This window comes from Methylobacterium sp. 092160098-2 (assembly GCF_028920805.1).
Taxonomy (GTDB): Bacteria; Pseudomonadota; Alphaproteobacteria; order Rhizobiales; family Beijerinckiaceae; genus Methylobacterium; species Methylobacterium fujisawaense.
This window is the reverse complement of sequence record NZ_JAQPZJ010000001.1, coordinates 4,966,346-4,991,040: the sequence shown is the minus strand read 5'-3', so window position 1 is coordinate 4,991,040 and position 24,695 is coordinate 4,966,346. Positions and strand designations below refer to the sequence as shown.

Annotated in this window: 20 protein-coding genes; 10 read left to right on the top strand and 10 right to left on the bottom strand. The window is 72.9% G+C overall.

The window, feature by feature from the left end; all coding sequences use genetic code 11:
• Positions 1-44: 44 nt before the first annotated feature.
• Complete coding sequence (locus PQI07_RS23600) at positions 45-1,373, bottom strand: Nramp family divalent metal transporter (RefSeq protein ID WP_043357949.1); 1,329 nt, start codon at positions 1,371-1,373, stop codon at positions 45-47.
• A 156-nt stretch (positions 1,374-1,529) separates the two neighbouring features.
• Here PQI07_RS23600 and mntR point away from each other — a divergent pair, with 156 nt between their 5' ends.
• Positions 1,530-1,991 carry a manganese-binding transcriptional regulator MntR gene (gene mntR / locus PQI07_RS23595; protein WP_020093314.1) on the top strand — a complete coding sequence of 154 codons (462 nt, stop codon included), beginning with the start codon at positions 1,530-1,532 and terminating at the stop codon, positions 1,989-1,991.
• Between the two features lie 24 nt (positions 1,992-2,015).
• Here mntR and PQI07_RS23590 read toward each other — a convergent pair whose 3' ends face one another.
• Positions 2,016-3,200 carry a zinc-binding metallopeptidase family protein gene (locus tag PQI07_RS23590; RefSeq protein WP_043379837.1) on the bottom strand — a complete coding sequence of 395 codons (1,185 nt, stop codon included), beginning with the start codon at positions 3,198-3,200 and terminating at the stop codon, positions 2,016-2,018.
• 218 nt (positions 3,201-3,418) lie between these two features.
• Between PQI07_RS23590 and PQI07_RS23585 the strand changes: the two genes are divergently transcribed.
• The 3 genes from PQI07_RS23585 to PQI07_RS23575 all read left to right on the top strand — a co-directional run bounded on the left by PQI07_RS23585 (position 3,419) and on the right by PQI07_RS23575 (position 10,392).
• Positions 3,419-6,697: a transglutaminase family protein gene (locus tag PQI07_RS23585; RefSeq protein WP_274927532.1), complete on the top strand. Its 3,279-nt coding sequence runs from the start codon at positions 3,419-3,421 to the stop codon at positions 6,695-6,697.
• Positions 6,698-6,958: 261 nt separating this feature from the next.
• A complete protein-coding gene (locus tag PQI07_RS23580) occupies positions 6,959-9,496 on the top strand; it encodes a circularly permuted type 2 ATP-grasp protein (RefSeq protein ID WP_043357961.1) in 2,538 nt (845 codons plus the stop codon).
• On the top strand, positions 9,493-10,392 hold the full coding sequence (locus tag PQI07_RS23575; RefSeq protein ID WP_043357963.1) for a transglutaminase family protein: 900 nt from the start codon (positions 9,493-9,495) through the stop codon (positions 10,390-10,392). The genes PQI07_RS23580 and PQI07_RS23575 overlap by 4 nt, the downstream gene beginning before the upstream one ends.
• 95 nt (positions 10,393-10,487) lie before the next feature.
• On the opposite strand, the gene PQI07_RS23570 is transcribed toward PQI07_RS23575, so the two are convergent.
• From PQI07_RS23570 to PQI07_RS23560, 3 genes are all read right to left on the bottom strand, one after another.
• Positions 10,488-11,099, bottom strand: coding sequence for a pyridoxamine 5'-phosphate oxidase family protein (locus PQI07_RS23570; protein WP_043379707.1), 612 nt, complete (start codon positions 11,097-11,099; stop codon positions 10,488-10,490).
• 22 nt (positions 11,100-11,121) lie between these two features.
• A complete protein-coding gene (locus tag PQI07_RS23565) occupies positions 11,122-12,825 on the bottom strand; it encodes a lysine--tRNA ligase (RefSeq protein ID WP_043756775.1) in 1,704 nt (567 codons plus the stop codon).
• A gap of 205 nt (positions 12,826-13,030) precedes the next feature.
• Entirely contained in the window at positions 13,031-13,900 is an 870-nt protein-coding gene (locus PQI07_RS23560) for a transporter substrate-binding domain-containing protein (RefSeq protein WP_274927531.1), read from the bottom strand.
• Between the two features lie 49 nt (positions 13,901-13,949).
• On the opposite strand from PQI07_RS23560, the gene PQI07_RS23555 reads away from it, so the two are divergent.
• From PQI07_RS23555 to PQI07_RS23535, 5 genes are all read left to right on the top strand, one after another.
• On the top strand, positions 13,950-15,950 hold the full coding sequence (locus tag PQI07_RS23555) for a glycosyltransferase family 2 protein (protein WP_274927530.1): 2,001 nt from the start codon (positions 13,950-13,952) through the stop codon (positions 15,948-15,950).
• Between the two features lie 100 nt (positions 15,951-16,050).
• On the top strand, positions 16,051-16,218 hold the full coding sequence (locus PQI07_RS23550) for a hypothetical protein (RefSeq protein ID WP_274927529.1): 168 nt from the start codon (positions 16,051-16,053) through the stop codon (positions 16,216-16,218).
• A gap of 216 nt (positions 16,219-16,434) precedes the next feature.
• Complete coding sequence (gene mazG, locus PQI07_RS23545; protein WP_274927528.1) at positions 16,435-17,376, top strand: nucleoside triphosphate pyrophosphohydrolase; 942 nt, start codon at positions 16,435-16,437, stop codon at positions 17,374-17,376.
• Between the two features lie 208 nt (positions 17,377-17,584).
• On the top strand, positions 17,585-17,962 hold the full coding sequence (locus PQI07_RS23540) for a hypothetical protein (protein WP_043379694.1): 378 nt from the start codon (positions 17,585-17,587) through the stop codon (positions 17,960-17,962).
• Positions 17,963-18,293: 331 nt separating this feature from the next.
• Entirely contained in the window at positions 18,294-18,623 is a 330-nt protein-coding gene (locus PQI07_RS23535; RefSeq protein WP_043355615.1) for a hypothetical protein, read from the top strand.
• Positions 18,624-18,690: 67 nt separating this feature from the next.
• Here PQI07_RS23535 and PQI07_RS23530 read toward each other — a convergent pair whose 3' ends face one another.
• The 5 genes from PQI07_RS23530 to pabB all read right to left on the bottom strand — a co-directional run bounded on the left by PQI07_RS23530 (position 18,691) and on the right by pabB (position 22,934).
• Entirely contained in the window at positions 18,691-19,230 is a 540-nt protein-coding gene (locus PQI07_RS23530) for a YciE/YciF ferroxidase family protein (RefSeq protein WP_043756791.1), read from the bottom strand.
• A 360-nt stretch (positions 19,231-19,590) separates the two neighbouring features.
• Positions 19,591-20,097, bottom strand: a complete 507-nt coding sequence (locus PQI07_RS23525; protein WP_274927527.1) for a DoxX family protein — start codon at positions 20,095-20,097, stop codon at positions 19,591-19,593.
• Positions 20,094-20,957 (bottom strand): aminotransferase class IV, encoded by an 864-nt coding sequence (locus tag PQI07_RS23520; protein WP_179698609.1) that lies wholly within the window; start codon positions 20,955-20,957, stop codon positions 20,094-20,096. Before PQI07_RS23520 ends, PQI07_RS23525 begins: the two co-directional genes overlap by 4 nt.
• Positions 20,944-21,549, bottom strand: a complete 606-nt coding sequence (locus PQI07_RS23515) for an anthranilate synthase component II (RefSeq protein WP_043379680.1) — start codon at positions 21,547-21,549, stop codon at positions 20,944-20,946. The genes PQI07_RS23520 and PQI07_RS23515 overlap by 14 nt, the downstream gene beginning before the upstream one ends.
• On the bottom strand, positions 21,546-22,934 hold the full coding sequence (pabB, locus tag PQI07_RS23510; RefSeq protein ID WP_043379677.1) for an aminodeoxychorismate synthase component I: 1,389 nt from the start codon (positions 22,932-22,934) through the stop codon (positions 21,546-21,548). The genes PQI07_RS23515 and pabB overlap by 4 nt, the downstream gene beginning before the upstream one ends.
• A 376-nt stretch (positions 22,935-23,310) precedes the next feature.
• Between pabB and rimO the strand changes: the two genes are divergently transcribed.
• Positions 23,311-24,672, top strand: coding sequence for a 30S ribosomal protein S12 methylthiotransferase RimO (gene rimO, locus PQI07_RS23505; protein ID WP_274927526.1), 1,362 nt, complete (start codon positions 23,311-23,313; stop codon positions 24,670-24,672).
• Positions 24,673-24,695 lie beyond the last annotated feature (23 nt).

Genomic DNA, 24,695 nt, shown 5'->3' with positions numbered 1-24,695 from the left:
CAAAACCGGGCCGGCCGATCACATCGACCGGCCGCCTCGCGGGCTTACCCCAGCCCCGGCACCGGTATCCCGAAGGCCGCCGCCAGCAGGACCATGTTGAGGGCGAGCACCACGGCCGCCCCCGCGACGGCCGCCGCCTGGGTGAGCGGCCCGTTGGCGAAGGGACCCATCACGCTCCGGCGGCGGGTGAACACCACCAGCGCCACCATCGGCACCGGCAGGGCCAGCGACAGCACCACCTGGGACAGGACCAGTGCCCGGGTCGGATCGACGCCGATCGCCACCACCACGAAGGCGGGCAGCATGGTCACGAGCCGGCGCACGAGGAGCGGGATGCGCCAGCCGGTGAAGCCCTGCATCACCAGCTGGCCGGCGAGCGTCCCCACCACCGAGGAGGAGATCCCGGAGGCGAGCAGCGACACCAGGAAGGCCGCCCCGGCCGCGGGGCCGAGCAGCGGCGTCAGGGTCCGGTAGGCCTCGCCGATCTCGGCGACCCCGCTGTGGCCGGCATGGAAGGCCGCCGCCGCCATGATCACCATCGCCATGTTGACGAGGCCCGCGAGCAGCAGCGCCACCACCACCTCGCGGTTGGAGTAGCGCACCAGAAGGCGCCGGTCGGCCTCGTTCCGCGGGCTGCCGCGCCCCTGGGTCAGGCCGGAATGCAGGAACAGGGCGTGCGGCATCACGGTGGCGCCGATGATCCCCACCGCGATGGTGAGCGCCTCCGCGTCCGGGATCCGCGGGGTGACGAGGCCCTTCGCGGCCTCGCCCCAGGCCACCGGGGCGATCAGCAGCTCGATCGCGTAGCAGAGGCCGATCGTGCCGACCATCGCCCCGATGGCGATCTCCAGGGGCCGGAAGCCCTCGTGCTCCAGGAGCAGGATCGCGTAGGTGACGATCGCGGTGATCGCCATCCCGGCCATCAGCGGCATGCCGGTGAGCAGCGACAGGCCGATGGCGCCGCCGAGGAACTCCGCGAGGTCGGTGGCCATCGCGGCGACCTCGCTGATGCCCCACAGGGTGAGGCGCACCGGCCGCGACGTCGCGTCCCGGCAATGCTCGGCGAGGTTCTTGCCGGTCACGATGCCGAGCTTGGCCGACAGGGCCTGGAACAGCATCGCCGTGAAGTTGGCGAGCAGCACCACCCAGAGCAGCCCGTAGCCGTAGCGGGCGCCGGCCTGGATGTTGGTGGCGAAGTTGCCGGGGTCCATGTAGGCGATCGACGCCGTCACGGCCGGACCCGCGAACAGCAGGAACCGGCCCCGTCCACCCGCCCGCCCTTCGAGGACGTCGCGGATGGCGCTCTCCGTCCGCCGGCTCATCGCCCCGGGCGGGGCGCCCCCGGGGGCCGTCCCGGCGTTCGGCGCCACCATGCTCACCCTCTCCTCAAAGATATAGCTCGGGCTATATTCAGGGCTGCGGCCGCGGGATTCAAGGGGTTTTCCGCGTGCCGCGTGGGACTCCCCTCCGGCCGCGGGTTTTTGCTAGACAGGGGCGGGGCGGCGTGTGCGTGCCGAGAGGGAGAGCCGATGCAGGAACCGTCCGAGCCGGGCTCGCCCGAGACCGCGCTGGTCGATCCCGAGCGGCACGTGGAGAGCTTCCGGCAGGCCCGCGAGGCGCGGCGGTCCGAGCTGGTCGAGGATTACGTCGAGCTGATCGACGACCTGATCGGCGACGGCGGCGAGGCGCGCCAAGTGGACATCGCGGCCCGCCTCGGCGTGGCGCAGCCCACCGTCGCCAAGATGCTCAAGCGTCTGTGCGAGGACGGGTTCGTCCAGCAGCGGCCCTATCGCGGCGTGTTCCTGACCGAGGCCGGCCGCCGGCTCGCCGCCCAGGCGCGGGAGCGCCACCGGATCGTCGAACGCTTCCTGTGCGCGCTGGGGGTGAGCCCCGAGACCGCCCGGCGGGACGCGGAGGGGATCGAGCACCATGTCAGCGCCGAGACCCTGGCGGCGTTCCGCGCCTTCGCGGAACGTCACGGGGGGGCGTGAGGCGCCCGTCCGTCCGCCCTGCCCTCACACCGTCGGCGCAGGCACCTTCTGGCGCAGGCCCAGGATCACCGCCCGGAGCATCTCGGCGCCCGCCTCGCCGGCATCCGGCAGGATGCCGGTGCGGGAGGCGTAGATCCGCTCGTGCACGAAGGCGAGCTTGGCGATCACCGTCGGCGTCAGCTTGAACGGGTAGAGCGCCGGCTGGCCCATGCTGTGGGAGAGCGAATTGATCGCGTAGGTCAGCGGCAGCCACGCCGCAATCAGCCGGTCGAGATCCTGGGTGTTGTAGGGGTCGAAGTCGATCACGGTCGGTGCCGCCTGCCCGTGGCGCAGGCGCGGGCGCACGTGCAGCTCGAAGGTCGAGGCGGTCTCCACCGTGTCGACGATGTGCAGGTAATGCGCGAAGGTCTCGGCGAAGTCCTCCCAGGGATGCGCCGTGGCGTAGGCCGACACGTAGGCCTCGTCCCAGTCGGCGGGCGCGCCCCGCGCGTAATGGTTCTGCAGCGCCTGGACGTAGTTCAGGCGCTCGTCGCCGAACAGCGCCCGGAAGGCCCCCATGGTGGGGCTGTTCATCACCAGCAGGTACCAGAAGTAATGTCCGATCTCGTGCCGGAAATGGCCGAGCAGGGTGCGGTAATGCTCGCCGAACAGGATCCGGCGGCGCTCCCGCTCGACATCGTCGGCCTCGGCGATGTTCATGGTGATCAGGCCGTTGATGTGCCCCGTCAGCACCGGCATTCCGCCGGAGAAGCTCTCGGACGGATCGGCCAGGAAGTCGAAGGCCAGCCCGTCCGTGTACTGGGCGCGGGTGGCGAGCGGCAGGTCCAGGCGCAGCAGCGAATAGAACAGCCTGCGCTTGGCGGCCTCGATCTGGCGCCAGCGGGTGAGGTTCCAGGTCTGCGACAGATCCGGCACGACGCGGTTGTGGCGGCAGGCGGTGCAGTAGATGTCGGGGCTGTCCTCCGGCACCAGCCAGTTGCAGGCCTCCGAAACGGCGTTGTTGCACAGGCGGTAGCGCCGTCCGGGATCCGCGTAGGCGTGGAAAACCTGTGCGCCGCCCATCAGCGGGTGCGCCGAGGCCCCCTGCGGCTCCAGGGCCGAGACCTCGTGGACCACGCACGTATAGCCCAGCTGCCGCGCACAGCTCTCGCAGGCGGTCGCCTCGAAGGTGACCGGCTGGTCGCAGGCCTGGCACTGGAAGATCTTCATCGCGCGGTCCCGGGCCGGCACCCGGCCCACCTGCCGGTCAAAGCGGGGCCAGGCGGCAAAGTTCCGGCCAGAGGTTCGGAGGCCTGGGCGCCGCCGCACGGAAATTGCTTGTGTCTCGGTTCGTGTCGCATAACCGCGCGGTGGGGGGCGATGGTCGACCCGCCGTGACGTCCGGAACCGGCGCCGAGGCCGGATTCGATCCTTCAGACGGAGCCATCGTGTCGATCAAAGCCGCCCTGCACCACGTCACGCATTACCGCTACGACCGGCCGATCAGCCTGGGCCCCCAGGTGATCCGCCTGCGCCCGGCCCCGCACGCGCGCACCAAGGTTCCGGCCTACGCGCTCACGGTGACGCCCGCCAACCACTTCCTGAACTGGCAGCAGGATCCGAGCGGCAACTGGCTCGCCCGCCTCGTCTTCCCGGAGAAGACCGACGAGCTGAAGATCGAGGTCGACCTCACCGCCGACCTGGCGGTGATAAACCCGTTCGACTTCTTCGTCGAGGATTACGCCCAGACCCACCCTTTCGCGTACGACCCGGACCTCGCCGAGGAGCTGGCCCCCTACCGCGCGCCGGTGGATGCGGATGGCCCCGAGATGGCGGCGCTGCTCGCCCGGCTCCCCGCGGAACCCAGCACCGTGCAGTTCCTGGTGGCGCTCAACGCCCAGATCGCCCGGGAGACCGCCTACGGCGTGCGCATGGAGCCCGGCGTCCAGACGCCCGCCGAGACCCTGCGCCTCAAGAGCGGCTCCTGCCGGGATTCGGCGTGGCTGCTCGTGCAGGTGCTGCGCCGGATCGGGTTCGCCGCCCGGTTCGTCTCCGGCTACCTGATCCAGCTCGTGCCCGACACCGTCGCGGTCGACGGCCCCACCGGCACCGCGTCGGACTTCACCGACCTGCATGCCTGGGCCGAGGTCTACCTGCCGGGCGCCGGCTGGATCGGCATGGACGCGACCTCGGGTCTGCTCACCGGCGAGGGCCATATCCCGCTCGCGGCGACGCCGCATTACCGCTCGGCCGCGCCGATCTCGGGGGCCGTCGAACCGGCCAAGACCGAGTTCGGCTTCGCAATGAGCATCACCCGCGTCGCCGAGACGCCGCGGATCACCAAGCCGTTCTCGGACGCGGTCTGGGCGTCCATGGACGCGCTCGGCGAGCGGATCGATGCCGACCTCGCCGCGCAGGACGTGCGCCTGACCATGGGCGGCGAGCCGACCTTCGTCTCGGTGGACGATTTCGAATCGCCCGAATGGAACATCGCCGCGGTCGGCCCGACCAAGCGGGGGCTCGCCGACACGCTGATCCGGCGCCTCCGCGACCGGTTCGGCCCGGGGGGGCTGCTGCATTACGGCCAGGGCAAGTGGTATCCCGGCGAGAGCCTGCCCCGCTGGGCCTTCGCCCTGTACTGGCGCAAGGACGGCCAGCCGATCTGGCGGGATCCGGACCTGATCGCCCCCGAGGCGGCCGCAGGCCAGGCGGGCGAAGCCACGATCGCGCAGGCCAAGGCCCTCGCCGACGCGCTGGCCCGCCGCCTCGGCCTCGCCGACTACGTCATCCCGGCCTTCGAGGACAGCGAGGTCTGGGAGAAGAAGGCCGCCGAACTGCCGGTCAACGTCACGCCCGCCGCGGCCCGGTCCGGCTCCGTGGAGTTCGACGCCCGGATCAGGCGGGTCTACGAGCGGGGCTTGGCTGAGGCCGCGGGCTACGTCCTGCCGCTGGCGAGCCTGCCCACCGGCAGGGACGGCGATGCCGACCGGGTCTGGATCTCGGAAGCCTGGGACTTCCGGCGCGGCGCCGCCTTCCTGGTGCCGGGCGACTCGCCGGTGGGCTTCCGCCTGCCCCTGTCGTCCCTGCCCTACGTGCCGCCGGAGCACTATCCCTACTACCAGCCGCAGGACCCCCTGGAGTCGCGCCCGCCCCTCACCGACGGGCGTCCCGGCGCGACCACCGTCAACGGTTCAGGGATCACCGGCGTCGCGGTGCGCACGGCGCTCTCGATCGAGCCCCGCGACGGGGTGGTGCGGGTGTTCATGCCGCCGGTGCAGCGCGCCGACGAGTATCTCGAACTCGCCGGCCACCTGGAGGCGGCCGCCGCCGAGCTGAACCTGCCGATCCAGCTGGAAGGCTACGAGCCGCCCTACGACCCGCGGATCGGCGTGATCAAGGTCACCCCCGATCCGGGCGTGATCGAGGTCAACGTCCACCCGGCCGCCTCCTGGCGGGAGGCGGTCGCCATCACCACCGACTTGTATGCCGAGGCGAGGCAAACCCGGCTCGGCGCGGAAAAATTCATGACCGACGGGCGCCACACCGGCACCGGCGGCGGCAACCACGTGGTCATGGGCGGCGTCACGCCGGACGATTCGCCGTTCCTGCGCCGGCCCGACCTACTCAAGAGCCTCGTGCTCTACTGGCAGCGCCACCCGGCGCTCTCGTACCTGTTCTCGGGCCTCTACATCGGCCCGACGAGCCAGGCCCCCCGCATGGACGAGGCGCGCCACGACGGGCTCTACGAACTGGAGATCGCGCTCGCCCAGATCCCCGCCCCCGACGCGCCCAACATCCCGCGCTGGCTCGTCGACCGGGTGTTCCGCAACATCCTCGTGGATGTCACCGGCAACACCCACCGGGCCGAGATCTGCATCGACAAGCTCTACTCGCCGGACGGGCCCACCGGGCGCCTCGGCCTGCTGGAGTTCCGGGCCTTCGAGATGCCGCCGGACGCCCGGATGAGCCTCGCGCAGCAGCTCCTGCTCCGCGCCCTCGTGGCCTGGCTGTGGCGGGAGCCGCAGACCGGCGGCTGTGTCCGCTGGGGCACGAACCTCCACGATCGGTTCATGCTGCCGCATTTCCTCTGGTCCGACTTCCTCTCGGTGCTGGAGGATCTCCGGGCGGCGGGGTACGCTTTCGATCCGGTCGCCTTCGAGGCGCAGGCCCTGTTCCGGTTCCCGGTCTTCGGCACGGTCGAGCAGGGCGGGGTCCGGATGGAGCTGCGCCAGGCGCTGGAGCCCTGGCACGTGATGGGCGAGGAAGGGACCAGCGGGGGCACCGTGCGCTTCGTCGACAGCTCGGTCGAGCGGCTGCAGGTCAAGGTCGAGGGCTTCGTGCCCGAGCGGCACGTCATCGCCTGCAACGGCCGCCGGCTGCCCATGACCGGCACCGGCCGCGGCGGCGAGGCCGTGGCGGGCCTGCGCTTCAAGGCGTGGCAGCCGGCCTCCTCGCTGCATCCGACGATCCCGGCCCACTCGCCGCTCACCTTCGACATCCTCGATGCCTGGAACGGGCGCTCGCTCGGCGGCTGCCGCTACCACGTCGCCCATCCGGGCGGCCGCAACTACGAGACCCATCCGGTGAACGCCTACGAGGCGGAGGGGCGCCGCCTCGCCCGGTTCCAGCCGCACGGCCATACCCCCGGCCGGATCGACATGCCCCGGCCGGAATCGAGCGCCGAGTTCCCTCTCACCCTCGACCTGCGGATGCCGGCCCCGCAATGATCCGCGATGTCCACACATCTGGGTCGGACACGGACGCGAACGACAGAGCGCGACGCGCCCCCTCTCCCGTGCGGGAGAGGGTTGGGGTGAGGGACGAGAGGCTTCAGGGTCGACGCGCCGGCAGGACGCGCCCCTTTCGGGCAGACCCGACCCCTCACCCTGTCCCTCTCCCGCACGGAGAGGGGACCCGCGCTCCCTTCTGCGGCCGCGTCGCCGTCCACGCTGTGTGGATCCGCAAGCCGCAGTGACCGGGGGCCCGTGATGGAGGCGGCGCTCGCGGGCAGCCGCGGCCGGGCCGAGCGGCCGGAGGGCCCGCGGGAGCGCGTCGCCCGCTGGAGCGCGGGCTACCGCCCCGCCCCTGGCCGGCCGGACGAGTTCCTGGGCCCGGACGGCGCTCCGCGCGGGGCGTGGCCGCGCCTGCTCGACCGTCTCGGCGGCCTCACCGAGCCGGAGATCATGGCCCGCTTCGTCGCGGCGGAGCGGCACATCCGGGACGCGGGCATCTCGTTCCGCATCGCCGGCGACCAGCGGGAGCATCCCTGGCCGCTGGGCTGCCTGCCCCTGGTGATCGAGGGGTCCGAGTGGGCGGCCCTCAGCGCCGGGATCGTCCAGCGCGCGGAGCTGATGGAGGCGATCCTCGCCGACGTCTACGGGGATGGAAGGCTGGTCGCCGAGGGATTGCTGCCCGCCGCGATCGTGGCCGGCACGCCGGAATTCCTGCACCCGCTCCACGGCGTCACGCCCCCCGGCGGCCATTACCTCAAGCTCTACGCCGCCGATCTCGGCCGGGGCCCGGACGGGCGGTGGCAGGTGCTGGCCGACCGGACGCAGGCCCCCTCGGGCCTCGGCTGGGCGCTGGAGAACCGGATGGTCCTGGCCCGGACCTTCCCGGACTTCTTCCAGGACCTCCACGTCGAGCGCCTGCCGGCCTTCTTCCAGGCCTTTCGCGATGGTCTGGCGCTGGGGGCCGAGCGCGTCGACCCGCGGATCTGCCTGCTGACCTCCGGCCCCTACAGCAGCACCTATGTCGAGCAGGCGGCGCTGGCCCGCTATCTCGGCCTGATGCTGGTGGAGGGCGACGACCTCGTCATGCGGGACGGCCGCCTGCACGTGCGCACCGTCTCGGGCCTGAAGCGGGCCGACGCCCTGTGGCGGCGGATCGACTCCGACTTCCTCGATCCCCTGGAGCTGAATCCGGCTTCGCGGCTCGGCGTGCCCGGGATCCTCGAGGCCCTGCGCAACGGCTCCCTGGTGATGACCAACATGCCGGGCTCGGGCCTCGTCGAGTCGGCCGCGCTCGCCCCCTATCTCGACGGCATCGCCCGGCGCGTTCTCGGCGAGCCCCTAAGGCTCGGCCATCCGCGCACGTGGTGGTGCGGCGACCTGGAGGGCTTGGCGCACGCCCAGGCCAACCTCGACAGCCTGACCCTGCGCCCGGCCGCCACGCCCCAGCGCGGGGCGGGGCGCGACGCGATCCTCGCGGGCCCGGTCCTGGCGGCCGAGCGGGAGCGGGTCGTCGCCGCCCTGCGCGACCGGCCCTTCGACTACGTCGCCCAGGAGGCCGCGCCGCTCTCGACCATGCCGGGCTGGGAGCGCGGGCCGGACGGCCTCGTCCTGGTCCCCCGCCCCTTCGTGGTCCGCGTCTTCGCCACGCGGACGCCGCTCGGCTGGCAGGTCATGCCCGGCGGCTTCTGCCGGGTTTCCGAGCGCGAGGACGTCGACCCGATCGAGCTGCGGCTCGGCATCCGCTCCGCCGATGTCTGGGTGCTGTCCGAGAAGCCGGTCGCCGCGCCCCTGATCGGCACGCAGGCGGCCCCGCGGGTGCGGCGGGTCGGGGGCCATCTCCCCGCCCGGGCCGCCGACGGCCTGTTCTGGCTCGGACGCTACCTGGAGCGCGGCGAGGCGGTGATCCGGCTGGTGCTCGCCCATCTGCGCAGCGTCGGCGACGCCGTCGGGACCGACATCTCGGGCGCCCTCGACACGCCCGCGGCCCTGGCGCTCCGGGCCCTCCTGCACGAATGGGGCGCCATCGGCGCGGCCGACCTGCCCACCGCCCGCCTCGCCCTGGAGGCGCTCGCCGGGCGCGATCGGCCGGGCTCGGCGCGGTCCCACATCCTCGCGGCCCGCCGCAACGCCGCCGCGCTCCGCGCCCGCCTGTCCGGCGAGGCGTGGCGGGTGCTGGCCGACCTGAACGAGTTCCTGTCCCTCAACACCGAGCGGGCCTTCACCGAGTCGCAGCTCGCCGGCCGCGCCGAGCGGGCCCTGAGCCAGCTCGCGGCGCTCGCCGGCCTCACCCACGAGAACATGAGCCGCGCCGAGGGCTGGCACTTCATCGAGCTCGGCCGGCGCATCGAGCGGGCGATCAACACCGGCGCCTTCGCGCTCGCCTTCGCCAACGACGAGGCGACGCCCGGCTGCCTCGGGGTGATGCTGTCGCTGTGCGATTCGCAGATCAGCTACGGGCGGCGCTACCTGCAGGGGGCGGCCCTCGATCCGGTCCGCGACATGGTGCTGCTCGATCCCTACAACCCGCGCTCGATCGCCTTCCAGGCCGAGGCGATCACCCGGCACCTCGCCGACCTGCCGGCGCTGGCCGCGGACGGCATCCCCGAGCCCCATTGCCGCCTCGCCACCCGGATCCTGGCGGAGCTGCGCAGCGGCGAGGCCGCGGATTTCGACGCCGTGCGCCTCACCGCGCTCGCGACCGACCTGGAGCGGCTGGCCGACGGCATCGCGGCCCGCTACTTCCCCACCGGGCCGAACGCGCTGCGCCCCGAGAAGCTGACGGGGCTGGCGTGATCTACACGCTGCGCCACCGCACAACCTACCGCTACGGGCGGCCGGTGCACTTCGCCCGCTGCACCCTGCGGCTCAAGCCGCAGGAGGGCGAGGGCCAGAGCGTGCTGGCGAGCGCCGTCACGATCGACCCGAGCCCGGCCCGCGCGGTGATGCGGCGCGACTATTTCGGGATCGAGGCCGTGGCGATCACCCTGGAGGCGCCGCACACCACCTTCAGCGTCGAGGCGCTCTCCACCGTGCGGGTCGAGCGCCCGGCCCCGCCGCCGCCGGAATCCGGCATGGCCTGGGAGCGGGTCCGCGACGCCGTGGTGGCCGGGCGCGACCTCGCCGGCCGGGCGCCGGTGCATTTCCTGTTCCCGAGCGGCCGGGTGCCGCTGCTGCCCGCGATCACCGACTATGCCCGGCCGAGCTTCTCCGCCGGCCGCAGCGCCTACGGGGCGGCCCACGACCTGATGCTGCGGATCGGCCGGGACTTCCGCTTCGATGCCAAGGCGACCACCGTCTCCACGCCGCTCGCCGAATCCTTCGCGCTCCGGGCCGGGGTCTGCCAGGATTTCGCCCACGTGATGATCGCGGCTCTGCGCGGCATGGGCCTGCCGGCGGCCTATATCAGCGGCTACCTGCGCACCGTGCCACCGCCGGGCCGCCCGCGCCTGCGCGGGGCGGATGCGAGCCATGCCTGGGTGGCGGTCTGGTGCGGGGACGGCTGGCTCGGCCTCGACCCGACCAACGGCGTGCCGGTGCAGGACGACCACATCGTGGTGGCCCGCGGCCGCGACTACGGCGACGTGGCCCCCGTGGACGGCATCGTCAGCGGCTCGGGCAAGCAGCGCCTCAAGGTCGAGGTCGACGTCATCCCCGATACCGAGACGCAGGATCTCGCTCTGGTGGGGTGAGGGATCCCGGAGCGGCCCGCCGGCTGGTGCCCGAAACGTCTACCCCCCTCAGGATGAGGCAGCGGGTCGGACAGGCCGGCGCCCAGACTCGTCCCTCACCACATCGTCTTGGCCGCCCGCTCCGGCCATTCCGCGTCGTAGCGCTGGCCGCCGACCGCGCCTGCGGTGAGCGCCGCGAGGATCGACCCGGGCGTCGGCAGGCTCGCCGGATCGACGCGGGCATCCGGATCCCACAGCTTGGCCCGGATGATCGCCCGGGCGCACTGGAAGTAGATCTCCGCGACCGTGATCACGATTGCGGTGCGCGGCGCGTGGCCGTCGACCCGGAACGTGGCGAGGAGATCCGGATCGGCCGAGATCACCGCCCGCCCGTTCACCCGGAGCGTCGTGCCCGAGCCCGGGATCAGGAACAGCAGCGCCACCCGCGGATCGCGCACGATGTTGCGGAGCGAGTCGATCCGGTTGTTGCCGCGCCGGTCGGGCAGGATCAGCGTGCGCGGATCGGCGACCCGCACGAAGCCCGGCTGGTCCCCGCGGGGGCTGCAATCGAGCCCTTCCGGGCCGCTCGTCGCCAGCACCGCGAAGGGCGAGGCCTCGATCAGCGCCGCGTAGTCCGGCGTGACCGAATCCGCCACCTTGGCGGTGGAGGCGGCCGCCGGGGGGGCGGTGTAGATCGCCTCCAGGGCGGCGAGGCTGTCGACGACCATCACGCCCTCCTGCGGTCCTTGCTCACGCGACCTTGGCCGTGCCGGCCACGAAGGCTTCGTGCTCGGCCACCAGCGCGCCCGAGAGGGCCGCCTCGATCAGGCTCCGGGTCTCCGCCACGCCGTAGAGGGCCACGAAGGAGCCGAAGCGGGGTCCGCGCGCCTCGCCGAACAGCACATTGTAGAGGCTCGTGAACCACGCCTGCGACACGCCGGGCCGCCCGTCCGGGCTCTTGGCCTTGCCGGACGTGTCGGGGAAGTGGCGCCGCCCCACCTCGTAGACCGCCGCCTGCAGGGCCTCCGGATCGGTGGAGCCGGCATGGTCCCTGAGGGTCTCCGACAGATCCTCCAGGGCCGCCCGCTCCTCCGGGGTCGGCGCCCGGTAGGTCTTGGCCGGCCGCACGAAATCCGAGAAGTATTTCAGCGCGTGCTTCACCAGCCGGTCGAGGCCCGGATGGGTCTCCGGCCCGGTCTGCGGCGCGTAGCGGCGGATGAAGCCCCACAGCACCGCCGGATCCTCGGTGTTGGCCACCGCGGCGAGGTTGAGCAGCATCGCGAAGGTCAGGCTCGCGCCCTCGACCGTCTCGGGCTCCGGCGGGGTGCCGGCGTGCAGGTGCCAGACCGGGTTGCCGAGGCGGAGCTTCGCGTCCTGGCCGGCATAGCGGTCGAGGAAGCCGATATACTCGTCGACGTGCCGGGGGATCACGTCGAAGAACAGACGCTTGGCCTCGCGCGGCTTGTTGTACATGAACAGGGCGAGCGATTCCGGCGTGCCGTACTTGAGCCACTCGTCGATGGTCAGGCCGTTGCCCTTCGACTTCGAGATCTTCTGGCCCTTCTCGTCGAGGAACAGCTCGTAGTTGAAGCCCTCCGGCGGCTCGCCGCCGAGCGCCCGGGCGATCTTGGCGGAGAGCTTGACCGAATCGATCAGGTCCTTGCCGGCCATCTCGTAATCGACGCCCAGCGCCACCCAGCGCATCGCCCAGTCGGGCTTCCATTGCAGCTTGGCGTGGCCGCCGGTCACCGGGGTCTCGTAGCGCTCGCCCGTGGCGGGATCGCGCCACGCGATGGTGCCGCTGCCGGCGTTCACCGCGTCGATCGGCACCTGCATCACGTGGCCAGTGACCGGGTGGAGCGGCAGGAACGGGGAGTAGCTCGCCGAGCGCTCGGCCCGCAGGGACGGCAGCATGATCTCCATGACGGCGTCGTAGCGCTCCAGTACCCGCAGCAGCGTCGCGTCGAACACGCCCGAGCGGTAGCATTCGGTCGCCGATCGGAACTCGTAGGCGAACCCGAAGGCGTCGAGGAAGCGGCGCAGCTCGGCGTTGTTGTGCGCCCCGAAGCTGTCATGGGTGCCGAACGGGTCCGGCACGCGGGTGAGCGGCTGGTTGAGATGGCCGGCCAGCATCTCGCGGTTCGGCACGTTGTCCGGAACCTTGCGCAGCCCGTCCATGTCGTCCGAGAAGGCGATCAGCCGGGTCGGCACCGCGTCGCGGGTGAGCACCCGGAAGGCGTGGCGCACCATGGAGGTGCGGGCGACCTCCCCGAAGGTGCCGATATGCGGCAGGCCCGAGGGGCCGTAGCCGGTCTCGAACAGCACCTCCGTCTTGCCGGATTTCTCCAGCCGCGCCACGAGCTTGCGCGCCTCCTCGAAGGGCCAGGCGGCGGCGTTGGCGGCGGCCTCGATGATGTCGGGGTCGAGGGTCAGGGCTGGGGGGGCGGCTTGCATGTCTTCGGGGATGAACGCGAATTGGGAGCGCGCACCCTAGAGCGGTTCGCATCGGAGCGGAACGCCTGACGGTGCAATGCGGGGTTCCATCGCGCGCCCGCGCTCGTGGCCTGAGCTCGTGGCCTGAGACTGCGGCGCCCGGCTCCGCCGCCCCGTCCGGCATGAACCGGTCGACGGCGGCATCATCGCCCAGGAAGGAAGTCCGTCAGAACGGGCTCACGGGGAAGAACCGCAGGTACAATTCGGTGTACTTGCCGTCGTCCCAGACCCGCTGGAGCGCGTCGTCCAGGGCCCGGGAGAGGGCGGCGTCCTCCGGGCGGGTGATCAGGCCGATCCCCTCCCCGAAATAGCGGTTCTCCAGATAGTCGCCGCCGATGAGCGCGCAGCACGTCTCCGCGTCCTGGCCGCCGACATAGAGGGCGAGGTTCAGGCCGTCGGCGAACAGGTAGTCGATCTCGCCGCGCTTGAGCGCGCCCTCGGCCGCCGCCAGGTCGGTGAAGTCCTTGTCCACGGCCTTCGGGAAGAACGCCTTCAGGTAGGCCGCATGGGCGCTGCCGGCGATGACCCCGACGCTGCGGCCGGCGAGCGCCGCCGCCGAGGGGACGGGCAGGCCCTTGTCGGTCCGGGCGGCGAACCGCGCCGGCCAGCGGAAATACGGCCGCGTCGCCAGGAATTTCTGCCGCAGCGTCGCCGTCAGGGGAATGGCGGCCGCGACCACGTCGCCCTGCCGGCTGTCGAGGGCATCGAGCAGGGTGTCGAAGCGGCGCGCCTGCACCGTGCAGGTGATCGTCAGCTTCTCGCAGACGGCGCGGGCGAGCTCGACCACGAAGCCCGTCGGGTTGCCGTCGGGGCCGGCGAAGTGCAGCGGCGGGAACTCGTCGTCCGTGAGGAAGCGGACCGCCCGGCCGGTCTGGGGCGCCTCGATCCGCTCGCCCCGGCTGCGCGGGTTCCAGAAATCCGGCACCGTGACGGCGGGGGTGGCGGTGACACCTGTGGCCTCGGCGGTGGCACCGGCTGCAGCACCGGCGGGCGCGGCCGGGGCCGCGAGGAGCGCGGCGGCGAGCACGGCCGCCATGCACCGGGATGGGATGTGTGTCCTATCGCCTCTTGACGATCGGGAGGGGGTGGTGCTCCTCTCGGAGCGTGGGGGCGGGGACTGGCTCACCCTCCTCCTCTACCACGTCCTGGGGCCACCGGGGGAGCGCGGCGTGTCGGTCCAGCGCCCGCCCGCGGGGCCGGCGGCCCTGCCGTCGGAGATCGCCTTCCTGCTGGCCGAGGGCGTCGACGGCCGGCTGCTGGTCCGGGCGGCCGCCGCGGCGGCCGCGGCCGGGACCGACGCGGCGACCGCCCTGCTGAATGCCGGCCTGATCGCCGAATCGGCCTATTACGAAGCCCTGGCCCGGGCGCTCGGCGCCCCCTACCTCGACGGCCCGATCCCGTTCGGCCTGGGCCTGCGCTTCCCCGACAGCCTGGTGGCCGGTCTCGCGCCGCTGGCGCCGGGATCGGTGTCGCCCTGGGTGCTGGCGCCCCGGGGCCGGGCGATCGCGGACCTCCTCGACGCCCCGGGCCGCGCTCCGTGCCGCGCCGCCATGCCGGCGATCACCAGCCCAACGCGCCTGCGCGAGGCCGTGTTCGCGGCCATCCCCGAGCAGGTGGCGGATCATGCGGCGCACGACCTGCGGCGGCGCGCCCCCGAGCGGGCGACGGCCCCCGAGCCCGCCCTCCGCTGGCTGCTGGTCCTCGCCCTCGCGGTCACCGCCGCGCTCTGCCTGTGCGCGGCGCTGCCGCCCCCGCTGGCGCGCGCGGTGGTGATCGCCGGGCAGATCCTGTTCCTGGCCATGGCGGCCCTCCGGATCGCGGCCCTCGCCATCGCGGCCCCGGTGGAGCCGGAGGCGGTGGCGCCCCTCGCCGAGGCCGACCTGCCGGTCTACACGGTCCTCGTCCCCCTCCACCGCGAGGCGGCGGTGGTGCCCGACCTGCTCAGGGCGCTCTCCGCCCTCGATTATCCGGCCGCCAAGCTCGACATCAAGCTGCTGCTCGAGGCGGACGACGCGGAGACCGCTTCCGCCCTTCCCCGGGACACCCTGCCGGCCCGGTTCGAGGTGATCACGGTGCCCCCGGGCGGCCCGCGCACCAAGCCCCGGGCGCTCAACGCCGCGCTGCCTTTGGCCCGCGGCGCCCTGCTCACGGTCTACGACGCCGAGGACGTGCCCGATCCCGGACAGCTGCGGCTGGCGGCGGCCCTGTTCGCGCGCCTGCCCGCGCGCACCGCCTGCCTCCAGGGGCGGCTCGTGATCGACAATGCCGGCGATTCGTATCTCGCCCGCGTCTTCGCCCTCGAATATGCCGGCCTGTTCGACGTGCTGAACCCGGCCTTCGCCCGCTGCGGCCTGCCGGTCCCCCTCGGCGGCACCTCGATGCACCTGCGCACCGCGGTGGTGCGGGCGCTGCACGGCTGGGATGCCCACAACGTCACCGAGGATGCGGATCTCGGCCTGCGGCTGGCGCTCGCGGGCTACACCGTCGGCGACCTGCCCAGCCCCACCTTCGAGGAGGCCCCCGCCCGTCTCGGACCCTGGCTCGGCCAGCGCACCCGCTGGCTCAAAGGTCTGGTCCAGACCAGCCTCACCCACGGGCGGCGCCCCCTCGACACCGCACGCAGCCTCGGCGGCCTGGAGACGCTCTGCGCCGTCGCGCTGGTCCCGGGGACGGTGGCCTCGGCGCTCGCCTACCCGGTCTGCCTCGTCGCGGCGGCGTGGTCCTTCCTGGTCCTGGAGATCCCGGCCGCGCCCGCCTTCCTGGACAACCTGCCCACCGGGCTCGCCATCACCCTGTTCGGGACGGGGCTCGCCGCCCTGGTCCTGCCCGCCCTCGCCGGCTGCGCCCGGCGCGGCTGGGGGGACCTCGCCCAGTCGGTCCCGTGGATGCCGGTCTACTTCCTGCTGGTCAGCCTGGCCGCGTGGCTGGCGCTGATCGAGCTGGTCCGCGCCCCGCTGCGCTGGAACAAGACCCGGCACGGCCTCGCGCGAACCTCCCGCAGCGGGCGGCGGGCCCGGCGCGGGCGGCCTGCGACACCCTGCGACACGGCGCGCGGGCCGGACGGCGGCGCATGCGCCTCCGCTTGATCTGGATCAGTCGCGCCGACCGGCGGCACCGCTCACGTCGGCGCTTGGCTCGTGCCCGCGCCCCGGGCGGCCGGTGATTCGCCTCGCGGCGGCCCAAGCGATGCCGGCCTTCTGCCTCCGACACACCCTCGAGCATGCGGACGGCCGCTGCGGCCTCGCCTCCGCCAGCGACCACCTGGAGGCGGACGGCGTGGAGGCGGCGATCCGTGGTGCCCGGGAGCTGGGCCGGACCGCCAGCCCCATGCTCCTGACCGGGGCGCGGTGCTGACGGATTCGGTCGGCCGGATCCTCTGGTCGTTCACCCTGGCGCTGGCCCGGGAGCCGCCCTGCGTCCGGGCGACGCGCTGACGGCCGCCGGAGCCGGATGCCCCCCGGGGCCCGCGCGTCGATGGCCCGCTGGCGCGGCCGGACCTGCATCGCGATCCCGAGGGGCACGCCGGCGGGCGGATTTCCCTGCGCCGCGCCATGCTCTAACGCCATCCGCATGAGCGAGACACGCGATGCGGGCCGGCCTGGGCCGGGCGGGGCGAAGGCGGCGGGTGCTGCGGAGGAGGCGCCTCTGAGCCGGCTCCTGCGCCTGATGGCGACCCTGCGCGATCCCGTCGCCGGCTGCCCCTGGGACGTGGCGCAGAGCTTCGCCACCATCGTGCCCTACACGATCGAGGAGGCCTACGAGGTCGCCGACGCGGTGGCGCGGGGGGATCTGCACGACCTGCGGGACGAACTCGGCGACCTGCTGCTCCAAGTGGTGTTCCACGCCCGCATGGCCGAGGAGCAGGGCGCCTTCGCTTTCGACGACGTGGCCCGCGCCATCGGCGACAAGCTGGTCCGGCGCCACCCCCACGTCTTCACCCCGGACGGCACGCCCCTGCCCGCCGGCTCGCCCCTGCGGGATCCGGCCCAGGTCGAGGCCCAGTGGGCGGCGATCAAGGCGAAGGAACGGGCGGCCCGCCAGAAAGAGCGGCAGGAAGAGCGGCAAGAGGCGCGGCAGAATACAGGCGCCGCGCCGGATCCAACGCCGGACCCGCTCGGTGGCGTCGCCCGGGCGCTGCCGGCCCTCGCCCGGGCGGAGAAGATCTCCCGGCGGGCGGCCGCCTACGGCTTCGACTGGGACGAGGCCGCCCAGGTCGTCGACAAGGTCCGCGAGGAGACCGACGAGGTCGCCGAGGCCCTGGCGGCGGGCGACCCGCAGGCCCTGTCCGAGGAGATCGGCGATCTCCTGTTCTCGGTGGCCAACCTCGCCCGGCATGCCGGGATCGACCCGGAGACCGCCCTGCGCGACGGGACCGCCAAGTTCGAGCGCCGCTTCGCCGCCATGGCGCGGCACCTCGCGGCCTCCGGGGGCGCCCTCGGCCGCTCCGACCTCGCCGCCATGGAGGCGGCGTGGCAGGCGGCCAAGCGCGACGAGGCGGGGGGTGGGCCGTAGCGGCGCGTGGCCCGGATCTGAATCGGGCGACCGCCTCGCGAGATCCGCGACCGGGACCTTCGTCTGTCCGCGTTCGAGCGGCGCTGTCAGGCCGCGCCGCTCGAACGCCCGCGGCTCGATCTGCGGGCTCGTCGCGGCGGATCCGCCGGGCTCCGCAACGGTGATCCGACGCGTTGGCGTTCCGGCCGCCGGGCGTTAAACCCGCGCCATGTTCGATGATGCAGCCGCTCAGCGCTATCTCGCGGGACTGGCTCCCGTGGCGGCGGGATCGGTGCGCTGGCTCATCTACGATCACGACCGGCAATGGGTCTCGGTCGTTGACGGCAATCTCGTGTCCCTGCGGCAGGATTGCCTGCATGTCCTCGGCGCCTCCGCGGAGGCGGACGCCACCGCGTCCCTCGTCGATGCGATCCGCGACTTCCTCGCCGAAGGGACGGATCGCACCCCGCAGATCGTCGCCCTCTCGTGCGCCGTGCTGATGCAGAGCGTCGGGGATCTCGACGCGGTGTTCGATCGGATCCGGTCCGGCGTCATGGCAACCCTCGTCTATGCCGAGGACGTCGTGGTCAGGCCCGTCGCCGCGTAGGGCAAATCGGCACTGCCCGTCCTCGCCGCCCGGCACGCCGGCGACGGCGGCCTTCGCGGCAGCCGGGGGCGGCTTGATCCCGCGAGGCACCCGCGCTCTCGACAAGGGGCTTCCGGGCGCGCGTCGGCGGACCGCCGACGCCGGGATTCCCGCTCCGGACGCGCCGGCTCGGATTGAAGGAACCTCCCCCGTCCAGGTTCAGAGGCCGAGCGGTGCCACGTTCCTGATCGACCGCGCCGCGATCCGCGCCGGGGTTACCCGCGGCGATCCTCCGCGGCTCCCCGGCGCGCCGAGGGGTCGACACGGGGCGGTCCGCGGATATGTTCCGCGCATGCGCTTCGCCCTGCCCGTCCTCGCCGCCCTCGCCGTCACCGCCGCCCTGTCCCGGCCCGCCGCGGCCGAGACGGTCGTCCAGGAGCGGTTCGGCTGCCACAGCCAGGAGGTCACCGACCGCCTGTTCAAGCTGGTCATGGCGGGCGACGAATCCGGGTTCGGGCAGTTGCTGAAGGGCAGCCTCGCCAGCGGCGAGTGCCGGTCCTTCAAGCCCGGCGAGGAAGTCCGGCTCGAGTCCCGGACGATGAGCTACGGCTGCCTCGCCCTGAAGGACGCGCAGGACCGCTGCTACTGGACGCCGCTCAGCGCCATCGAGAAGGCGAACTGAGCCGGGCCCGGCCGGAGGGCGGCCCCGCTGTCCGGCACCCGCGAGGGGCGCCGGGCCCCGTGGGCGATCAGGCGCCCTTCTTGCCCTTGCCCTTCGCCGGTTCCGCCTCGCCCTCCCCGGCATCAGCCGCCGCGTTGATCGTCCCGGCGATCCGGGAGAGCAGCGCGTCGGTGGTCTTCTCCTCCTGCAGGGTCTCGTCCAGGAGCTTGGCGGCATCCGCGTAGCCGAGCTGCGCGGCCCAGGTCTTCAGGGTGCCGTAGCGGGCGATCTCGTAATGCTCCACCGCCTGGGCGCAGGCGGCCAGAACCGCGTCGGCGGCCGGGCTGCCCGCGAAGTCGTCGAGGTCCTCCTCCATCTCGGAGACGATCCCCTGCATCGCCTCGCAGGTCTTGGCCCGGGCCGGCTTGCCGATGATCTCGAAGACCTGCGTCAGGCGCTCCACCTGCTGGGCGCTCTCCTCCGCATGGGTCTCGAAGGCTTGGCGCAACGCGTCGTGCTCCGCCGCCTTGGCGGACTTCTTGAGCGCCTTCACCGACTGCTTTTCGGCATAGTAGACGTCCTTCAGGGTCTCATAGAAGGCGTCCTGCAGCGTCTTCTGCTTGGCCATGGCGGTCTGTCTCCGTTGAAGGGCCACCGTCGGTGTCGGCGGCCTCCTCGGTGAACCCCGGTCCGGCCGGCTGTATCCGGGCGATATCTTCGGCCTGTGGAGGAACCTTTCGGGGTTTCGGCGGCCGCCCCGTCCGGGCGCGTCTTCCGGCCGGATCCGGGCACATGTAGTCGAGGGCGGTTTCGAAGGCGCCCCCCACCGCGTCGGGCAGAGACGGGCGGGCCCGGGTCGCGACGCGTCGGCCTGTCGTCCGCCGTTCGGGGCCGGGGGGCGGTCTTCCGGGCCGCCTGGCGGCCGGTCCATGGCCCGGGATCCTGTGGTCAGGGCCTGCCGGGATCCGGGGATCCGGGGATCCTGTGATCAGGGATCCCGGATGGGGGCCTGCGCGTCCCGTCCCGGTGGCGTCGGCGGGCGCTGCGGAGCGCTGGCGGTCCGGGGCGCGCCGCCGGCGGATCCGCGGTCCCCGACGAACGGCCAGTCGATCAGCCCGCCGGCCCAGAGCGCCGCCCAGACGAAGACCGGCTGAAACGCCAGGCGCGGGCCGTGGTACCACCAGGAATCCGGGATGCCGGCGATGGCGACGTGGTCGAAGGCGTGCTTGAGGTTCGCCGGGTAGACGCAGACCGCGTAGAGGGCGAGGCCGAGCGCGGCCGCCCGGCGGAACCGGCCCGTCAGCAGGCCGACGGCGCCGGCGATCTCGCACAGGCCGGTCGCCAGGATGACGAGCCGCGGCTGCGGCACCCAGTCGGGCATCAGCGGCAGCATCGCGTCGGTCGCCACGAGATGCACCACCCCGATGAAGGCGTAGAGGGCCACGAGCCCGTAGCGGAGCCGGCGGCGGCCCGTCTCGACCGCTTGCCCGGTCACGCGACGGACTCCTCCGCCACCCCGCAGGCGCGGGCCACCGACTCGCGGAGCGCCGCCCTGAGGCGGACAACCGCCGGGTGCCCGAGGCTGGCGAAGGCCGTCTCGCCCACCGCCGTCACGGGGGCGAGGAGCCGCAGGGAATTGGTCAGGAACACGGCCTCGGCGCCCATCAGGTCGGGCAGGCTCAGCGACCGCTCCTCCGCCCGGAGCCCGCATCCGGCGGCGAGCGCCAGGATCTCCGCCCGCACGATCCCGGCGAGGACGCCGTCGGTCAGCGGCGGCGTCACCAGGATCTCCCCGAACAGGCCGAACAGGTTGCCGGTGCCCGCGCATGCGACGCGTCCCCGGGTGTTGCAGAACAGCGCCTCGTCGAACCCCGCCGCGGCGGCGTCGCGGGCGGCCAGCACCGCGTCGCCGTAGCCCAAGGTCTTCAGCCGGGCGGCCGGGGACGTGTCGTTGCGGGCGATCGAAGTCGGCCACAGGCGCAGGGGCGCGAAGGCCGCGCTGCGGGCGCTCGGCGCCGCGGTGGCGAACAGGGTCGGGCTCGGATCCTCCGGCGGCTTCAGGCCGCGTGGGCCGGAACCGCGGGTGAGGGTGGTGCGGATCGCGAGCCGCTCCCCGGTCCTGCTCCTCGCGCCGGCCAGCGCCCGCATGGCCTCCCGGATCCGGTCCGGCGCGGCGGGGATCCCCAGCGCGTCCGCGGAGGTCACGAGCCGGGCGATGTGGGCCTCCGCGAAGGCGACCCGGCCGCCCAGCGCCAGCGCCGTGTCGAACAGGCCGTCGCCCAGCGTCAGGCCGCGGTCGGTGAGGTCCAGTGGCGCGGTCGTCCCCGCGACGAGGGCGCCGTCACGCCACAGCATCGCGCTGTCCCTCCCGCCAGGCCCGGGCCAGCCCCAGAAAATTGGCGAACAGGGCGTGGCCGCCCTCGGTCAGGACCGATTCCGGGTGGAACTGGATGCCGTAGGTCGGGTGGGTCCGGTGCGACAGGGCCATCACCTCCCCCTCCTGCGAGACCGCGTCGACGGAGAGGTGCTTCTCCATCTCGGGGCCGGGGGTCACCACGAGCGAGTGGTAGCGCCCCACCGGCATCGGCGCCGGCAGCCCGGAAAACAGCCGCTCGCCCGTATGGGCGATCGGCGTCATCTGCCCGTGCAGGGGCCGCTGCGCCCGCGCCACCGTGCCGCCGAAGGCCGCGCCGATCGCCTGGTGGCCGAGGCAGACGCCGAGGATCGGCACCGCCCCCGACAGCTCCCGGATCGCCGGCAGGGAGATGCCGGCCTCCGCCGGGGTGCAGGGGCCGGGCGAGACCACCAGGGCCTCGGGGGCCAGCGCCCGGATGCCGGCGACGTCCAGGGCGTCGTTGCGCACGACCCGGACCTCCTCGCCCAGCTCCTCCAGGTAGCGGACGACGTTGAAGACGAAGGAATCGTAGTTGTCGAGGACGAGGATCATGCGAAGGCCTCGAAGACGCGGGCGGCCTTGGCGAGGGTCTCGTCGTATTCCGGGCCGGGCTCCGACAGCAGGGTCACCCCGCCCCCGGCCTGCAGGACCGCCTGTCGGTCGTCCATGAACACCGTGCGGATCGCGATCGCGGTATCGAGCGCCCCGTCGAAGCCGATCCGGCCGATGGCGCCGCAATAGAGTTCCCGGGCGTCGCCCTCGATCTCGGTGATGATGTCCATGGCGCGGATCTTCGGGGCGCCGGTGATCGAGCCCCCCGGGAAGGTCCCTTCCAGGAGGTCGAGGGCGTCGAGCCCGTCGCGGAGCTCTCCGGTCACCACCGACACCAGATGGTGGACGTTGGCGTAGGTCTCCAGGCCGCAGAGCGTCGGCACGGCGACGCTGCCCGGCGCGCAGACCCGGGACAGATCGTTGCGCAGCAGGTCGACGATCATGACGTTCTCGGCCCGCTCCTTCACGCTGGCCTGGAGCGCCTCGGCCGCCGCCCGGTCGGCCGCCGGGTCGTCCGAGGGGTTATCCGCGCGGCGGGCGGTGCCCTTGATCGGCCGGGTCTCCACGTGACGGCCGTCGAGGCGGATGAACCGCTCGGGCGAGGACGAGGCGACGGTCAGGCCCTCCAACTCCAGATAGGCGCCGAAGGTCGCCGGGTTGGTGGCGCGCAGCCGCCGGTAGAGGGCGAACGGATCGAAGCCGGCCGGGAGATCGGCGGTGAAACGCTGGGCGATGTTGGCTTGGTAGATGTCGCCCGCCCGGATGTAGGCGCGGACCTTTTCGACAGCCTCTTCATAGGTTTGTCGGTCGAAGTTCGAGCGCCATGTGAGCGGCTCCGGCGCTCCGGCGGCGGCCGCGCTCGGGATCTCCGCGCCGCCGAGCCGGTCGGCGAATCGGGCGAGCCGCGCCTCCGCGCGGGCCTGCCGCTGGGCCGGTGCGGTCTCCGGGAACCCCGTGGCGACGAGCCGGCAAGTGCCCGCGGCGTGATCGATCACCAGGGCCGTGTCGTAGAAGTTCAGGGCGATGTCGTCGGTGAGCCCCGCCCGCCGGGCCGGCGGCGCCACCCGTTCCAGCGATGCCCCGAGGTCATAGGCCAGATAGCCGATCGCCCCGCCGGGGAAGGGTTCTTCGGCGTCCGGTTCGATCCGGTACGGCGCGAGGCACGCCCGCAGAGCCGCGAAGGGACCGCCCGGCACCGGATTTCCGTCGAGGGTCGCCCGCCCGTCGCGGTAGCGGAAGCGTGCGAACGGCTCGGCGGCCACGATCGAATGGCGACCCAGGGAGTCGTGCCGCATGGCACTGTCGAGGAAGGCGAGCCCGGGCAGGGCGCGCAGCCGGGCCGCCGCCGCGACGGGATCGATGAAGGGGATCTCTCGGGTCCACATGACCGGGTTCGGGCTGTTGTCCTGGGCGAGGGCGGGGCAGATCCTGTCACGCTGCCGTCGCACAGGCGATGCCGCGGGGGAAGCGGCAGTTGCACGCAGGGACCGCCCCGGGGGGCAGACAGGGCGTGCTTCCGACGCAGACCGCGTCCCCGCGGCTTCATGTGGGATGTCAGGGCAGGCGCGCAAAGTCCTGGTCAAACAGCCAGGTTTCCGGTTCTGCGTCAGCGGCGCGCGCCGGTCCGGTCACCCCTGCGGCGGCCGGTCTCGCGCGGCGGCGCGGGAGCTTGTATAGGAACCGCGATCCCGAATTCCCGTCCTCGCGCTTCGGGCGACCGATCCTTGGTTGCCCGCGCCGGGCCTGTCCGACCCGAATGCCATGACCGCCACGCCTGCTCCCCGCGGCCCCGCTCCCGGAGCCGAATCCAAAATCACGGCCCCCAAGATCTCGTTCGTGTCGCTGGGCTGCCCGAAGGCGCTGGTCGATTCCGAGCGGATCCTCACCCACCTGCGCGCCGAGGGCTACGAGCTGGCCCGCCGGCACGACGGCGCCGACGTGGTGATCGTCAACACCTGCGGCTTCCTCGATTCGGCCAAGGCGGAGTCGCTCTCGGCCATCGGCGAGGCCATGGCGGAGAACGGCCGGGTGATCGTCACCGGCTGCATGGGCGCGCAGCCGGAGGAGATCCGCGAGAAGTATCCGGATCTCCTGGCGGTGACCGGGCCGCAGGCCTACGAGTCGGTGGTGGCCGCCGTCCACGAGGCGGTGCCGCCGGCCCACGACCCGTTCCTCGACCTCGTGCCGCCGCAGGGGATCAAGCTCACCCCGCGCCACTACGCCTACCTGAAGATCTCGGAGGGGTGCAGCAACCGCTGCAGCTTCTGCATCATCCCGTCCCTGCGCGGGAATCTCGTGAGCCGCCCCGCCGCCGACGTGCTGCGCGAGGCCGAGAAGCTGGTGAAGGCCGGCGTGAAGGAGCTGCTCGTCGTCTCGCAGGACACCAGCGCCTACGGCGTCGACATCCGCTACGCCGAGAGCCCGTGGCGCGACCGGCAGGTCCGGGCCAAGTTCTACGACCTGACCAAGGAGCTCGGCGAGCTCGGGGCCTGGGTGCGGCTCCACTACGTCTACCCCTACCCGCACGTGGACGAGGTCATCCCGCTGATGGCCGAGGGCAAGGTGCTTCCCTACCTCGACATGCCGCTCCAGCACGCGAGCCCCTCGGTGCTCAAGCGCATGCGCCGGCCAGGCAACCAAGAGCGCCAGCTCGACCGGATCCGGAACTGGCGGCAGACCTGCCCGGACCTCGCGATCCGCTCGACCTTCATCGTCGGCTTCCCCGGCGAGACCGAGGCCGAGTTCGAGGAGCTGCTGGCCTGGCTGCAGGAGGCCAAGCTCGATCGGGTCGGCTGCTTCGAGTACGAGCCGGTGGCGGGCGCCACCGCCAACGCGCTCGGCGACCTCGTGCCGCCGGCGGTGAAGGCCGAGCGCAAGCGCCGGTTCATGGAGACGCAGAACGGCATCGCGCTGCGGCTGCAGCGCGCCAAGGTCGGCAAGCGGCTGCCGATCATCGTCGATGCCGTCGAGGGCGGGGTCGCCCGGGGCCGGTCCAAGGCCGACGCGCCGGAGATCGACGGCACCGTCCACGCCGCCTTCCGGCGCCCGGTGCGGGTCGGCGACATCGTCACCGTGAAGATCGACCGGGCCGAGGCCTACGACCTCTACGGCAGCGTGGCGTAAGGCTATTCCCGTCTTCGCTGCGC